Raw genomic sequence first — 12,555 nt, 5'->3', positions numbered from 1 at the left:
GAAGGAGATAACACTCATGGAGAAGTTCACGACCCATACCGGTGTTGGTGTTCCGCTTCGTCGCTCGAACGTCGATACCGACCAGATCATTCCCGCCGTCTACTTGAAGCGCATTACTCGCAGCGGCTTCGAAGACGCTCTCTTCGCTGCTTGGCGTAACGATCCCGAGTTCATTTTGAACCAGGATGCGTACCGCTCTGGCTCTGTCCTGATTGCCGGCCCCGACTTCGGTACCGGTTCGTCGCGTGAACACGCGGTATGGGCGTTGAAGGACTACGGTTTTCGCGTCGTCCTGTCTGCCAAGTTTGCCGATATTTTCCGAGGCAATGCGGGTAAGCAGGGTCTTGTTGCTGGCGTGATCTCTCAAGAAGACTGTGAGTCCCTGTGGAAGATCCTCGAAAACGAGCCGGGCACAGAAGTCACTGTTTCGCTTGAAAACAAGACGGTGACCGCCGGTCCGGTCACCGCGTCCTTCCAGATTGATGACTACGTGCGCTGGTGCCTGATGGAGGGCCTCGACGATATTGCTCTCACTCTCCGCGACGAAGACGCAATCGACGCCTACGAAACCAGCCGTCCTTCTTTCAAGCCGAAGACGCTTCCGGCGAAGTATCTTCCGAAGGAAGAGGTCATTCCTGCTCGTCCTGTTGGACTGGGAATGCCGTCCGCTCGCTGAATGAGTTCGGATCACTGAATACTTCGAAACTCGGTTTCATCTGAGTGTGTTGTGCCGTGAGTGAATCTGTGGGAGACGTGACTCTCCTTTGCAGACGCTCACGGCACGCCGTGCTTTAAAGTTGAGGCAGACTATTCATCTTTTTGAGGAGCCTGATTCATGCCCTCCGTGCTTCGCGTTGAAGGCGGTCACCCGCTAACCGGTGAAATCACTGTTCGTGGTGCCAAGAACTTCGTGCCCAAAGCGATGGTTGCGTCGCTTCTTGGTGAATCTCCATCACAGCTGTCGAACGTGCCGTTGATTCGCGACGTTGATGTTGTGTCGGACCTGTTGCGCCTTCACGGCGTGACTGTTGATTTCGACCAAACAACCGGTGTGATGACGCTGGACCCGACGAACGTTCAGGTTGCGTCGCGCTCTGATATCGATTCCCTCGGCGGGGCTTCGCGCATCCCGATTCTGTTCTGCGGTCCGTTGTTGCACCAGCTCGGTGAAGCCTTCATCCCGGAACTGGGTGGGTGCAACATCGGTGGTCGCCCCATTGACTTCCACCTTGAAGGCCTGCGCAAGTTTGGCGCGAACGTCGATAAGCGTGTTGACGGCGTCCACATCACGAAGCCCGCAGAGGGCTTGCACGGTGCGGTTATTGAGCTTCCATTCCCTTCAGTCGGTGCCACCGAGCAGACCCTTTTGACCGCTGTTCGTGCTGAAGGTATTACCACCTTGAAGGGGGCGGCGATCGAGCCTGAGATCATGGATCTCATTAACGTCCTGCAGAAGATGGGTGCCATCATCTCCGTCGATACGGACCGCACGATCCGCATCGAAGGCGTGCCCACGCTGAAGGGCTACCGCCATACCGCACTTCCTGACCGTATTGAGGCTGCATCATGGGGCGCCGCTGCGCTGGCAACCCGCGGTGATATTTATGTCCGTGGCGCACACCAGCCCGACATGACGACCTTCCTTAACACCTTCCGCAAGGTTGGTGGAGCGTTCAACATCGACTCTGACGGCATCCGCTTCTACCATCCCGGTGACGAACTGAAGTCGATTGCCCTTGAAACGGCCGTACACCCGGGCTTTATGACCGACTGGCAACAGCCTCTTGTCGTTGCTTTGACTCAGGCTGAAGGCCTGTCGATCGTTCACGAAACTGTCTATGAGAACCGATTTGGGTTCACGAAGGCCCTGCGCAAGATGGGCGCAAATATTCAGGTCTACCGCGAGTGCCTGGGCGGAACACCGTGCCGTTTCGGCCAGCGTAACTTCTTCCACTCCGCTGTTATTTCCGGCCCCACTCCGCTGCATAGTGCGGACATCGAGGTTCCTGATCTGCGCGGTGGCTTCTCGCATCTGATTGCTGCGCTTGCCGCTCAGGGAACGTCTACGGTTGCTGGCATTGATGTGATTGCTCGAGGCTATGAGCACTTTACGAAGAAGCTGCACCAGCTGGATGCTCGCGTCGACTACGTGAAGTAAGCGAATCAATGACTGCGCACACTACGGCGAAGAGGCGATCAATCCATCTGCTGATTTCTTCTATGTCAGCCGGTGGTCGTTCAGTGAACGTCGGCCCCGAAGTTGTCCGCATTTTACGTGGCGGTGGTTGGGCGGTCCGAGTCAGCGTCACCAGAGCGTCAGATGACCCTTGTCAGATTGCGTCTGCAACAACCGAGGATGTGATTGGCGCCCTGGGTGGTGACGGTTTCATTTCGGCGATCGCACGAGGCGCCCACGAAACTGGCACGTTGTTCGCGCCGATTCCTGGCGGACGAGGCAATGATCTGTGTCGAGCTCTTGGGATCAGCCCCGATGCGTCAGCTCGCGCGAAACAGTTGGCAGAATTGGGTTTTGTGAACGAAGAAAGCGACGAGCTATTTGCTTCGCGAATTCGCCCGATGGACGGAATGTGGGTGACCACCCCAGACGGAACTGTTCATTCCCTGGTTTTGGGCCTGGTCTCTTTGGGCTTGGATGCGAAGGCGAATCTATTGGCGAACGAGTCAATGTTTACGTCTGGTCCTATCGCATACGGCTATGGAGCGTTCGCTGCTCTCGCAACCCATCGTCCTTCCACCATTACGCTGAAGATTGATGGGCAAGAACGCGAGCTTACTGGGTGGATCACGTCCGTTTCTAACTCTGGACGATTGGGTGGTGGCGTTCGCCTTGTTCCTCAGTCCGATATGACCGACGGGATCATGGAACTGTGCCACGTTGAAGACATCCCGTTGTTGAAGGCTCTTCCGATCTTGGCGAAGGTTGTGGGTGGCCGCTCGCAGGGGCATGAGGTCATCCATGTGGAGCCGGCCTCGTCGATTGAAATTACCCAGCCCGTTGGCATGGTTGCCATGGCGGACGGCGATAAGGTGGCCGAGATTCCCTTCACCGTGACTTCGGCGCCGCACATCGTCGACGTTCTGGTCTGAGGAACGTAGTCGGCGTAAGGCGTGACGGATCGCTCCTGCACCCATTCGCCGACCTTAGACGCAAAGGCGCAGGTGGACAGCACCCTGACATTCCGCGGCGAGTGCCTGTTCTCACGTTAGACTTCGATCCATGAGCACGAAGATCACTGGCGTCTACCGCTTCGCCCAGAACGTCCTGCGTCCGATCATGACACCGTGGGTGAAGATTGATGCGCAGGGTACCGAAAACATCCCGGAAAACGGCCCGTATTTGCTGATTGTGAACCATTTGTCAGCCGTTGATCCGCTGAGCCTCTGCTGGTTCTATATGAAGCGCAAGACGAAGATTCGTTTTCTGGCGAAGAAGTCGATGTTCTCTGTGCCGGTGATGGGCACAATTTTTGCGGGCATGGGGCTGATCCCCGTTGACCGCGAAGTGAATCCCGCTCAGTCTTTGGAAGCTGCCACCGAGGCTCTGAAAGACGGCGATATTGTCGCTATCTGGCCGGAAGGCACATTCACTCAAGACCCCGATCAATGGCCGATGTCGTTCAAGACGGGTGCTGCGCGCCTGGCGTTGGACACCGGTGTGTCGGTGGTTCCGATTGCCCAATGGGGTGCTCAATTCGTCAAGGGCCCATACTCGTCGAAGATTGATTTCCGCCCTGGGCGCACGATTCGCTACCAGATCATGCCTCCTGTTGACCTGTCGGATCTGATGAGTGACCAAGGGGCAGATAATCACGAGGCAGTGAAAGAAGCGACTTCGCGCATGCACACTGCGCTGACCAAGGGAGTGGCACAACTGCGCGGCCTTGAACCTCCGACTCGTATGTGGCAGGCGAAGACGAAGGCCGGCCCGTGGTGGGAAAAAGAAGGTAAGAAGCTCGAAGAGAAGAAGGCGAAGAAGGCGAAGAAGGCAGGCAAATAGGCTGGGGGAGACAAGCTCTCCCGAGGCTCTCGCTCTGCTTGCTATTTCTGGATTAGCTCTGCTTGCTATTTCTGGATGTCGATTACTGCTCGAAGCGGATGTGTCAGGAAGCCGAGCTGGAAATTCCTCGCGTGATCCATACCGATCACGATGTGGGTCGAATCTTCAAAGGTTCCGTCTTCGCGTACGTCCAAGGGACCAACCTGCAGGTTTCGTGGCCCCTGATAATACTGCTCGAGTTGTCCGTCCATGATCGGCATTGATGTTCCGGTCAGGACGAAATCAAGATAGGCGACGCCTTCCACGTCCAATTCCTGTCCGCGTCCCTGTTCGATCGGCTTGTCGGCCCACGATTGGTGGTAGCCCAGGGTGGCCTCGCCGGTGAACTCAACGACAATGCGATAGAAAGTGTCGTGTTCGCCAACACGCATATCGTGGAAGATCGCGGGGGTTTTACCAGGTTGAGACGGGGCGTCTTCCAACTCGTTGACCCAAGCGTCGCCGTTAATTGGCTGCGTGCCCTGTTCTTGTTTGTCAGGGCCAGATTCTGGGGTGGCATCACCCGACTGGCCTGACTGGCCAGATTGTGAGGGCATCGGTTGTGGTGTCGATCCATCACTCATAGTGTCGTCGACTTGAGGTGCGCACGCGCCCAAGATCACACCGCAGGATGCCAGTAGGGCAACGCCAATCACACGCTTACGAGACATCATTGAATCTTCACCGCCATAATTGTCGAGGTGCTAGTAGGGTCTCACATATGAGTAAGGAACGTGTGTTTACGCGCGCGGCGGTTTTAGGTGCCGGCGCTTGGGGTACTACTTTTGCGCAGATTCTTGCGGATGCTGGGCTCAATGTAACAATGTGGGGTCGTAAAGCTACCACGGTTGACTTCATCAACTCGGGTGAGAACGCGACCTATCTTCCCGGTATTGAACTGTCGGATCAGATCAGTGCGTCGACGTCTATCGAAGAGGTTGTGACCGGCGCTCAACTGATCGTTATCGCTGTGCCGGTTGCCGGTGTGCGTTCGACTCTGGAGGCTGCGCGCCCATGCTTGAGTGATGATGTTGTGATCGTGTCTCTTGCGAAGGGCTTGGAGCTTGCAAGTCATCTGCGCGTCGACGAGATTATCGAACAAGCCTCGGGACTAGGCCAAGATCGTATTGCTATCATTTCCGGGCCGAACCTGTCGCGCGAAATCGCCGAGCATCAGCCGACGGCCACAGTCGTTGCCTCAACGAACCAGCAGTTGGCTATCGATATTGCGAAGGCGTGTCACACCTCGTACTTTAGGCCGTATGTCTCGACGGACGTTATTGGCTGTGAGATCGCGGGCGCGACGAAGAATGTCATTGCCGTGGCTATTGGCGCTGCAGAGGGGATGGGGCTGGGGCTCAATACCCGCGCGACTCTCATTACACGAGGTCTTGCTGAGATGACTCGCCTGGGTCAAGCGCTTGGGGGAGACCCCGCTACCTTTGCTGGACTCGCCGGTATTGGTGATCTGATGGCAACCTGTTCGTCGCGCCTGTCACGTAACTTCTCCTTGGGTCATCGTATGGGTACGGGCTTGAGTTTGGACAAGGCCCTCGCGTTGTCACCTGGCGTTGTTGAAGGTGTGCGTTCTGCCGAGCCGATCCTTGCCGTCGCTGATTCGCTGGGCATCGATATGCCGATCAGCGCAGCCGTTCTAGCCGTTGTCAGCGGTGACGCCACGATCGAACAGATGGGGCAGATGCTCCTTGCGCGCCCGCAGAAGATGGATGGCTGGGAGATCTCGTTACTCTGAGGTTCCTATTCGCGCCCTTGTTCGGGTGGCGTTCACGTGTAGCGTGAAAATATGCCGAGCGCGGCTTCGGCAATGCGAGTAAACGGGCACACCGCCACCGCGTAGTCGAACGGGCGCGCGGTGGCGATACTCTTAACGCATGACTGAAACTGAAAAGCGTCGCGTCCTCATCGTTTTTGGTGGACGCTCAGGTGAACACGAGGTTTCGTGTGCGACAGCGGCCGGAATTCTGCGCGCAATTGATCGCGAGAAGTGGGATGTTCTGCCCGTCGGTATTACTCACGATGGGGAATGGGTGCGCGTAGCCGATGACCCTTCGGCGTTGGAATTCAAAGACGGACACGGCCAGAGCGTGACGGCCGGCGCCTCGCGCGTTGTTCTTGCTCCCGGTTCTGGGTCGTTGCTTGACGTCACCTACGAAGGCGATCCCTCGGCTTTAGATTCTCATGTCTCCGGCGTTGAAGACCTTGGACATGTTGACGTTGTCCTGCCTCTGTTGCACGGACCCTACGGCGAAGACGGCACCATCCAGGGCCTCTTCGAGATGGCGAACGTCCGCTACGTCGGATGCGGCGTCACCTCCAGCGCAATCTCTATGGACAAGCACCTGACGAAGACCGTGCTTGCCGCAGCCGGAATCGACGTGGGGCAGTGGGAACTCATCACCGCTCTTCAATGGGCAGAAGACCCCAAGGCATGCACCGACCGCGTGAGCGCACTTGGATACCCTGTGTTCGTGAAGCCCTGTCGCGCAGGCTCCTCCATCGGTATCACCAAAGTCGATTCCGCGGGCGAGCTTGCAGTCGCCATGAAGGAAGCGCAAAACGCTGACCCGCGCGTCATCGTCGAAGCCGGAATCGTTGGACGCGAAATCGAATGCGGCGTCCTCGGATCCGCCACGGGACACCCGCGCACCGCGCCCCTCGGCGAAATCGAGGTCCCCGAAGGCGAGTTCTACGACTACGAACTCAAATACGTCGACACCGAAGCCATCGGCCTCGTGTGCCCGGCAAACGTGGCGCCCGAATTCGAAAAGAAGATCCGCGACACGGCTGCCCGCGCGTTCGACGCTTTGGAATGCGAAGGTCTGGCACGTGTCGACTTCTTCCACAATGAAGAAACCGGATCCGTCATCATCAACGAAGTGAATACCATGCCCGGATTCACGCCGATCTCCATGTTCCCGCAAATGTGGGCAAAGGGAGGACTCGACTACACCAGCTTGATTGACACACTTCTTGAAGAAGCGCTCGATCGGGAACTCGGATTGCGATAAGTGTCGAACCGATAATGACAACGGGAAGGGGCGTACCCAGATTTGAGTACGCCCCTCCTTGATCTTAGGCGCGAGTGTGCCCCGCCCCTGTAGTGGTGAGACGGTTTCTAAGTGGAGGCGGCCTCGTTGCTGAGCGAACAAACGACCACTGTGGCGTGCGCTGGCTCTCAGGACTTAACTCCCACAAGCATGCGCCGATTCGGTATCTTTGGAACTATGACGACCAAGCCCAAAGTCACGCTGGTGACCTCATCTGCAATGCCGAACCTCTACCACGGTGAGGAAGGGTTGCTGGATGCTCTCGCGGAACGCGGATGCGACCCCCACATTAAAGTCTGGAACGACCCGGACGTGGACTGGAACGAAGCCGGAATGGTTATCGTTCGTTCGGTCAGCGACTACCCGTTGCAACGCGACACCTTCCTCGAATGGACCAAGAAGGTTCCGCGAATCCTGAACCACCCCGACATTCTCGAGTGGAACACGCATAAGACCTACCTGCGCTCGCTGGCGAAGCGCGGTCTGCCCACCATTCCCACCACTTGGCTGGAACCTGAGCAGAATCTGTCGAAGCACCAGATCCACACACGATTCCCGGCCTCTGGTGAGTTCATTGTCAAGCCCGCCGTTTCGTCCGGCGTGCGTGATATCGGCCGATACACCACTCTTTCCACCCCGCAGCGTCAAGCCGCCATCGCGCAGGTCCAGCAGTTGTTGGGCGAGGGACGTGCGGTCATGGTTCAGCGCTACCTTGAAGAAATCGACACCAACGGTGAGATTTCGCTGGTGTTCTTCAATGGTCTGGTCTCGCACGCTGTTGTGAAGCGTGCGCAGCTGCACCCCGCATCCGTCACCGACCCGAGCATGCACGAAGCAGTCGTTACCGCTCAGGCAGCCGACTCTGTCGCATGGCAGTGGGGCGAAGAAATCCGCCGTAACCTGCACGCATACGTGAAGGAACGCATTGGACGCGACGAACAGTTCCTGTTCAACCGCGTGGACCTGGTGCCGGACGGTAAGGGCTCGTTCCTGGTCATGGAAGTGTCTTTGGTTGACGCTGACCTGTACCTGGGGGCGACGCCGGAAGCGCTCGGAAACTTTGCTGACGCAATCTCGGTGCGTGCGCACTGGTGAGCATCTCGCTTGAGTGAGGACGCCGCGAAGGCCTGAACTAGCCCCCGGCAGTTGGTGAACTAGCCCCCGGAAGTTGGACTGGTTTAATTCTAGGTGGTTAGGGTCTCAAGGGTCTGATTCCGATATTGCATCGGTGCCTGGCTGAGTCTTTTCTGTTCCCACGTGCACTTGGTGCGACGAATGTGGGTTTAAAAGCTCGGTTTTGTCGCGTTGGGTGCGGTTGGTGACGTGGCGCCTTGCTTGGTGTGGCTTTGCGCTTGTTGGGGGCGACGTGGCGAATGACACGCGCTAGTACCCAGTACGATTTTCATTTGAGGTGACTTATTTGCTAGAGTTTTCTCCGTTGCGCTAAGCGCTTCAATGGTGGCTGTAGTTCAGTTGGTAGAGCACCTGGTTGTGGTCCAGGACGTCGCGGGTTCGAGTCCCGTCAGCCACCCAGATGAATCCCGGAACCTTGCGGTTCCGGGATTTTGTTTTCGTAAGGAGTTTCCTACGCTGACGGGGGCATAAGGGGAATAAGGGGTGCTCCGCGAATGCCTGAGGACTACAGTGGTATTTTTCCTACGAGGAACTGGAGGGGAAATGATGACCGTTGAGGTCGCTCGTGATCGTGGCTGGTGGATCGCTCATTTAACGTACGCTGGGCAGACCTACCACACGCAGGGTCACACGCTCCGCGAATTGCGAGAAATGATTGATGATCTTTTCTCGTTTGTGTGTGAAGACGAAGGCAAACCTGGTTCAGCCACCGCGACCTTCAGATTACGGTTGGTGCCGCTTCGTCGCTGGTAAGGCGACGAGCTACGAGGATCCCCAGAGCGCTCAGCGGAAATGCTTCGTGATATTCGCGCCAAATAGGCGTTGAGCCCTCATCAGGGGTGCGATCTCGTGCATCGTGGAATGATCCACTTATGGCAACTGAATCCACCCACGTCCACCGTGCTCATGCCGCCAGCAACTTCATCACCGTCGTCGGCGTGCGCGAATTGCACCCAACGCGGATAATGAAACGATGCCGATAATCGGCGAACCCACCTCACAATCTTTGGAGGCATCATGCCCGACGTTCTCGCCTACGCGTGCGACGACACCGCCAGCATTTTCCACAAAACCACCATTCACCTGCGCGAACCCGGCCCCGGCGAAATCTACTTCGAGGTCAAGTACGCCGGCGTCTGCCACTCCGACATTCACAGCGCCAGGGGCGAGTGAGGCCCGAAGAAGTACCCTCTGGTCCCCGGCCACGAGATCGCCGGCATCGTCGCCAAAGTCGGCGAAGGCGTCACGAAGTACAAGGTCGGCGACAAGGTCGGCGTCGGTTGCCTGACCAACTCGTGTGGCACGTGTGAAATGTGCACCTCGGGCTACGAACAGTTCTGTACGGGGGACGAGGCCGGCCTTCCAGGAGCGCTCTGGACCTATGGTTTGGATGCCGATGGAAATCCGACTGCCGGAGGTTACTCCCAGGGCTTCACGGTGTCGGAAAACTTTGCGTGCCGCATCCCGGATGAAATCCCGTTTGAGGCAGCGGCTCCGTTGCTGTGCGCGGGTATTACGACGTATTCGCCACTGAAGCGTTTCGGAGCTGGCCCCGGCAAGAAGGTCGCAATTGTGGGCATGGGCGGACTGGGGCACATGGCGGTCCAGATTGCGGCAGCCATGGGTGCCGAGGTCTCCGTGATCTCGCACGGTCGTTCGAAGGAAGAAGATGCGCGTCGGTTCGGCGCAACGCACTTCTACGCCACCAGTGAAGAGGGGACAGTCGCCTCGCTTGCTTCCAGCTTTGATCTGATTATCTGCACCGTCAGTGCCGCGAACCTTGATTACGCGGGGCTGATTGCAACACTGCGTCCGCTCGGTTCCTTCGTGAACGTCGGCCTGCCCGAGACGCCGCTGACCCTGCCGTGGCGTGCGGTCATTGGCGGTAACCGAATCGTTGCTGGTTCCAACATTGGTGGCATCCCCGAAACGCAGGAAATGTTGGACTTCTGTGGCGAGCATGGAATCGCCCCGCAGGTTCAGATCATCAGTGGCGAAGACATCACCGAGGCCTACAACAACGTTGTCGACTCCAAGGTGCGCTACCGCTACGTGATCGATACGGCAACGTTCTGAAATACGTTGCTTCATGAGCATTGAAGTGAAAGAGGCCGTGACCTTTATGCGGGTCACGGCCTCTTTTTGGCTGTCGGGGTGACAGGATTTGAACCTGCGACATCCTGCTCCCAAAGCAGGCGCGCTACCAAGCTGCGCCACACCCCGAAACACACGCAACGGCGTTTGAGGGCGCCGAAGCGAAATGCTACATGGAAGATCATAAGGCCTAGAGGGTTAAATTTCGCAATCGACGTGAAAACCCGCTACTATCGACCATGCGCGCTTTGATGCGTCTGCGGATGTAGCTCAATGGTAGAGCCTCTGCCTTCCAAGCAGATCACGCGGGTTCGATTCCCGTCATCCGCTCTGATAACCCCCGGTTCTCGTTGAGAATCGGGGGTTTTTGTTGCTATCACGCCGTTTGTGGTGGGGTGGTGCGGGTGAGAGTGAAAGCCGTTTAGATACCTGAAATTGGTATCATGCTGGTATCAAGCCCGTCTGATACCAAGAGCCGCTGAAATTGATACCAGGCGCAAACAATGAGCTGAAATGCCACATTTACCGCGTGGAATCGAGGAATACCGAGGAAAATATCGCGTTCGCTTCAGTTTTGAAGGCAAACGATATCTAATCGGCTCGTATTCCAATCTGAAAGACGCCCAAAACGCGATGGCGATTGCGAAGTCAGAGATGGTTTGTGGGGTGTATATCACACCTGCTGAGCGCCGTAAGCGTCAGAAGGAAGCTGAGGAAGCCGAATGTGCGGAAGCTGGGGGAGAGTTTTAAGTTCTAGTCATTTTCTTGCTTTGTATCCTCTTTCCACCTGTCAACACTTTACTAGTGTGGTATTATGGGGGTGTAGGAAGGAGGTGAAGGAAACGGATTTCGTAGGAATTACTGGGAATTCTCTTCGGGATCGCTGAAATCATCAAGGCAAGCGCCAAGGTGATCACAGCATCGAGGAGCAAGCGCAAATGAGACCGATGGTCCGGAGATGTCACTAGCAACTCCGGGCCACCGGCCCCTACGAAAAATTCCACCACACAATATGAACAACATCAAGGACATCCTGATCTTGCTCGCCCTCGTATGCATCATTGTCTGGCTTGCCGTCGAAGGCTATACGGTCTACGCAGCAATCGCAGGCACGTTGCTTGTCGTCGCAGGGGTCATCTACCTGATTGCATTCATCATGGGAAGGAATAAGAAATGACAGACCAGACACCCGTCTATCTGTCTCGCTCTGACCTTGCCCGCCGTATCGGCGTACAAGTAGGCACTCTAGGGCGCTACACGCTTCCAGAGCCCGACGTGTACATCGGACTCGAAGGCAGGCGCACAATGGGCTGGAAAGCAGAAACAATCGACGAGTGGAACGCTCGCCGCCCAGGACGCGGCAACTGGTCAAAGCCAACCAATTGATGACAGATACGCAAAAACGCCCTCACTTTCCCGTGCAGATTGTGAGGGGCGCTGACGGCAGGCCGCGGGAAGTGGTGAATTCATCAATCCATCGGGAATAGCTCGGTCTGCTGGTCTGCCATAGTGTGTCCTCTCCGTACAAGGCCCGTCGGCCATGGTGAACCCACTGAACCCCAGTGGTCAGGGAAACTTGGGTATAGAAAACCCCGGCACCACTAACGGGTGACAGGGGTTGGGAGTAGCTTGTGAGCTTCTGGTCGCTCAGGCTTCTTCTAGCCTCGGCATGAAGAAACCCCGGAGCCTCAGTGGCTTCGGGGTTCTCTCTGTGTGTTGAAGGTGTTGGTGCTGTTAACGCTTGGGCTTCTTCAGCTTGTTCACCCGTTCTTTGTAGATCGCGTTGTACTCTCCGAGGGTGACTGCGCGGATCTCGGTGTGCTCCCAGATCTCCAGGATGTGGTCGCGCGCCTCAGTCATGGTGAACCCGCGGATCCCGAGTTCATCCATGTAGTGCTGGAGCTCATCATCGCGCGTGCTGAGGCAGATCCAGTCCGTGTCGATGTAGGTGACGGGGTCTCCGTACCAGGCGATCATGGCGACGACCTTGCCATCGCGGATCAGGTCAACCCATGAGACTGGCGTCTCGTCGACGAGGAAAATCATGCATGGGTAGCGACCCTCCGGGAGGGACGATTCGCCGGCTGGACTTGCCGCAGCGGCAGAATGCCACTCGCCGTTGATCCATCCGGATTCTTCGACGAGCCTGTTCAGCTCCTCATTCGAGAGCGGCTTCTTCCTCTTCGGCTCCATGGTATTATT

The 12,555-nt window shown here is 56.9% G+C and carries 12 protein-coding genes, 3 tRNA genes and 1 pseudogene; 13 read left to right on the top strand and 3 right to left on the bottom strand.

Going from position 1 to position 12,555, the window contains the following annotated elements:
- The first annotated feature begins 16 nt into the window (after positions 1-16).
- From leuD to QP503_RS07765, 4 genes are all read left to right on the top strand, one after another.
- Positions 17-676 carry a 3-isopropylmalate dehydratase small subunit gene (gene leuD / locus QP503_RS07780; RefSeq protein WP_006681323.1) on the top strand — a complete coding sequence of 220 codons (660 nt, stop codon included), beginning with the start codon at positions 17-19 and terminating at the stop codon, positions 674-676.
- 159 nt (positions 677-835) lie between these two features.
- A complete protein-coding gene (gene murA, locus QP503_RS07775) occupies positions 836-2,158 on the top strand; it encodes a UDP-N-acetylglucosamine 1-carboxyvinyltransferase (RefSeq protein ID WP_285068044.1) in 1,323 nt (440 codons plus the stop codon).
- Positions 2,159-2,166: 8 nt separating this feature from the next.
- Positions 2,167-3,108, top strand: coding sequence for a diacylglycerol/lipid kinase family protein (locus QP503_RS07770; RefSeq protein ID WP_285101494.1), 942 nt, complete (start codon positions 2,167-2,169; stop codon positions 3,106-3,108).
- A gap of 130 nt (positions 3,109-3,238) precedes the next feature.
- Positions 3,239-4,018, top strand: coding sequence for a lysophospholipid acyltransferase family protein (locus QP503_RS07765; protein ID WP_285068046.1), 780 nt, complete (start codon positions 3,239-3,241; stop codon positions 4,016-4,018).
- Positions 4,019-4,083: 65 nt separating this feature from the next.
- Here QP503_RS07765 and QP503_RS07760 read toward each other — a convergent pair whose 3' ends face one another.
- Positions 4,084-4,728 carry an AMIN-like domain-containing (lipo)protein gene (locus QP503_RS07760; RefSeq protein ID WP_285068047.1) on the bottom strand — a complete coding sequence of 215 codons (645 nt, stop codon included), beginning with the start codon at positions 4,726-4,728 and terminating at the stop codon, positions 4,084-4,086.
- 50 nt (positions 4,729-4,778) lie between these two features.
- On the opposite strand from QP503_RS07760, the gene QP503_RS07755 reads away from it, so the two are divergent.
- The 5 genes and pseudogenes from QP503_RS07755 to QP503_RS07735 all read left to right on the top strand — a co-directional run bounded on the left by QP503_RS07755 (position 4,779) and on the right by QP503_RS07735 (position 10,335).
- A complete protein-coding gene (locus tag QP503_RS07755; protein ID WP_285068048.1) occupies positions 4,779-5,810 on the top strand; it encodes an NAD(P)H-dependent glycerol-3-phosphate dehydrogenase in 1,032 nt (343 codons plus the stop codon).
- Positions 5,811-5,949: 139 nt separating this feature from the next.
- Entirely contained in the window at positions 5,950-7,086 is a 1,137-nt protein-coding gene (locus QP503_RS07750) for a D-alanine--D-alanine ligase family protein (RefSeq protein ID WP_006681317.1), read from the top strand.
- Positions 7,087-7,302: 216 nt separating this feature from the next.
- Positions 7,303-8,220 carry an ATP-grasp domain-containing protein gene (locus QP503_RS07745; RefSeq protein ID WP_040318568.1) on the top strand — a complete coding sequence of 306 codons (918 nt, stop codon included), beginning with the start codon at positions 7,303-7,305 and terminating at the stop codon, positions 8,218-8,220.
- Between the two features lie 363 nt (positions 8,221-8,583).
- A tRNA-His gene (locus tag QP503_RS07740) sits at positions 8,584-8,656 on the top strand.
- 620 nt (positions 8,657-9,276) lie between these two features.
- Positions 9,277-10,335, top strand: a pseudogene (locus QP503_RS07735) (NAD(P)-dependent alcohol dehydrogenase).
- Between the two features lie 73 nt (positions 10,336-10,408).
- Here the strand turns inward: QP503_RS07735 and QP503_RS07730 are convergent.
- Positions 10,409-10,482: transfer RNA gene (locus QP503_RS07730), tRNA-Pro, on the bottom strand.
- 130 nt (positions 10,483-10,612) lie between these two features.
- On the opposite strand from QP503_RS07730, the gene QP503_RS07725 reads away from it, so the two are divergent.
- From QP503_RS07725 to QP503_RS07710, 4 genes are all read left to right on the top strand, one after another.
- A tRNA-Gly gene (locus QP503_RS07725) sits at positions 10,613-10,683 on the top strand.
- Positions 10,684-10,866: 183 nt separating this feature from the next.
- Positions 10,867-11,103, top strand: a complete 237-nt coding sequence (locus QP503_RS07720) for a hypothetical protein (protein WP_103631967.1) — start codon at positions 10,867-10,869, stop codon at positions 11,101-11,103.
- 262 nt (positions 11,104-11,365) lie between these two features.
- A complete protein-coding gene (locus QP503_RS07715; protein WP_285068049.1) occupies positions 11,366-11,530 on the top strand; it encodes a hypothetical protein in 165 nt (54 codons plus the stop codon).
- On the top strand, positions 11,527-11,739 hold the full coding sequence (locus QP503_RS07710; RefSeq protein ID WP_285069660.1) for a helix-turn-helix transcriptional regulator: 213 nt from the start codon (positions 11,527-11,529) through the stop codon (positions 11,737-11,739). The genes QP503_RS07715 and QP503_RS07710 overlap by 4 nt, the downstream gene beginning before the upstream one ends.
- 348 nt (positions 11,740-12,087) lie before the next feature.
- Here the strand turns inward: QP503_RS07710 and QP503_RS07705 are convergent, their stop codons facing one another.
- The gene (locus tag QP503_RS07705) at positions 12,088-12,546 is read right to left on the bottom strand and encodes a hypothetical protein (protein ID WP_006681892.1); all 459 of its coding nucleotides are present in this window, start codon (positions 12,544-12,546) and stop codon (positions 12,088-12,090) included.
- Positions 12,547-12,555 lie beyond the last annotated feature (9 nt).

Source organism: Pauljensenia sp. UMB0895 (assembly GCF_030218905.1).
In the GTDB taxonomy this organism is placed as follows: domain Bacteria; phylum Actinomycetota; class Actinomycetes; order Actinomycetales; family Actinomycetaceae; genus Pauljensenia; species Pauljensenia turicensis_A.
Note: the sequence above shows the minus strand (reverse complement) of the source record. Positions and strands in the feature narration are given on the sequence as shown.

Coding starts and splice junctions, on each gene's coding strand:
- leuD (WP_006681323.1), top strand. CDS start 17: ATGGAGAAGTTCACGACCCATACCGGTGTTGGTGTTCCGCTTCGTCGC.
- murA (WP_285068044.1), top strand. CDS start 836: ATGCCCTCCGTGCTTCGCGTTGAAGGCGGTCACCCGCTAACCGGTGAA.
- QP503_RS07770 (WP_285101494.1), top strand. CDS start 2,167: ATGACTGCGCACACTACGGCGAAGAGGCGATCAATCCATCTGCTGATT.
- QP503_RS07765 (WP_285068046.1), top strand. CDS start 3,239: ATGAGCACGAAGATCACTGGCGTCTACCGCTTCGCCCAGAACGTCCTG.
- QP503_RS07760 (WP_285068047.1), bottom strand. CDS start 4,728: ATGTCTCGTAAGCGTGTGATTGGCGTTGCCCTACTGGCATCCTGCGGT.
- QP503_RS07755 (WP_285068048.1), top strand. CDS start 4,779: ATGAGTAAGGAACGTGTGTTTACGCGCGCGGCGGTTTTAGGTGCCGGC.
- QP503_RS07750 (WP_006681317.1), top strand. CDS start 5,950: ATGACTGAAACTGAAAAGCGTCGCGTCCTCATCGTTTTTGGTGGACGC.
- QP503_RS07745 (WP_040318568.1), top strand. CDS start 7,303: ATGACGACCAAGCCCAAAGTCACGCTGGTGACCTCATCTGCAATGCCG.
- QP503_RS07720 (WP_103631967.1), top strand. CDS start 10,867: ATGCCACATTTACCGCGTGGAATCGAGGAATACCGAGGAAAATATCGC.
- QP503_RS07715 (WP_285068049.1), top strand. CDS start 11,366: ATGAACAACATCAAGGACATCCTGATCTTGCTCGCCCTCGTATGCATC.
- QP503_RS07710 (WP_285069660.1), top strand. CDS start 11,527: ATGACAGACCAGACACCCGTCTATCTGTCTCGCTCTGACCTTGCCCGC.
- QP503_RS07705 (WP_006681892.1), bottom strand. CDS start 12,546: ATGGAGCCGAAGAGGAAGAAGCCGCTCTCGAATGAGGAGCTGAACAGG.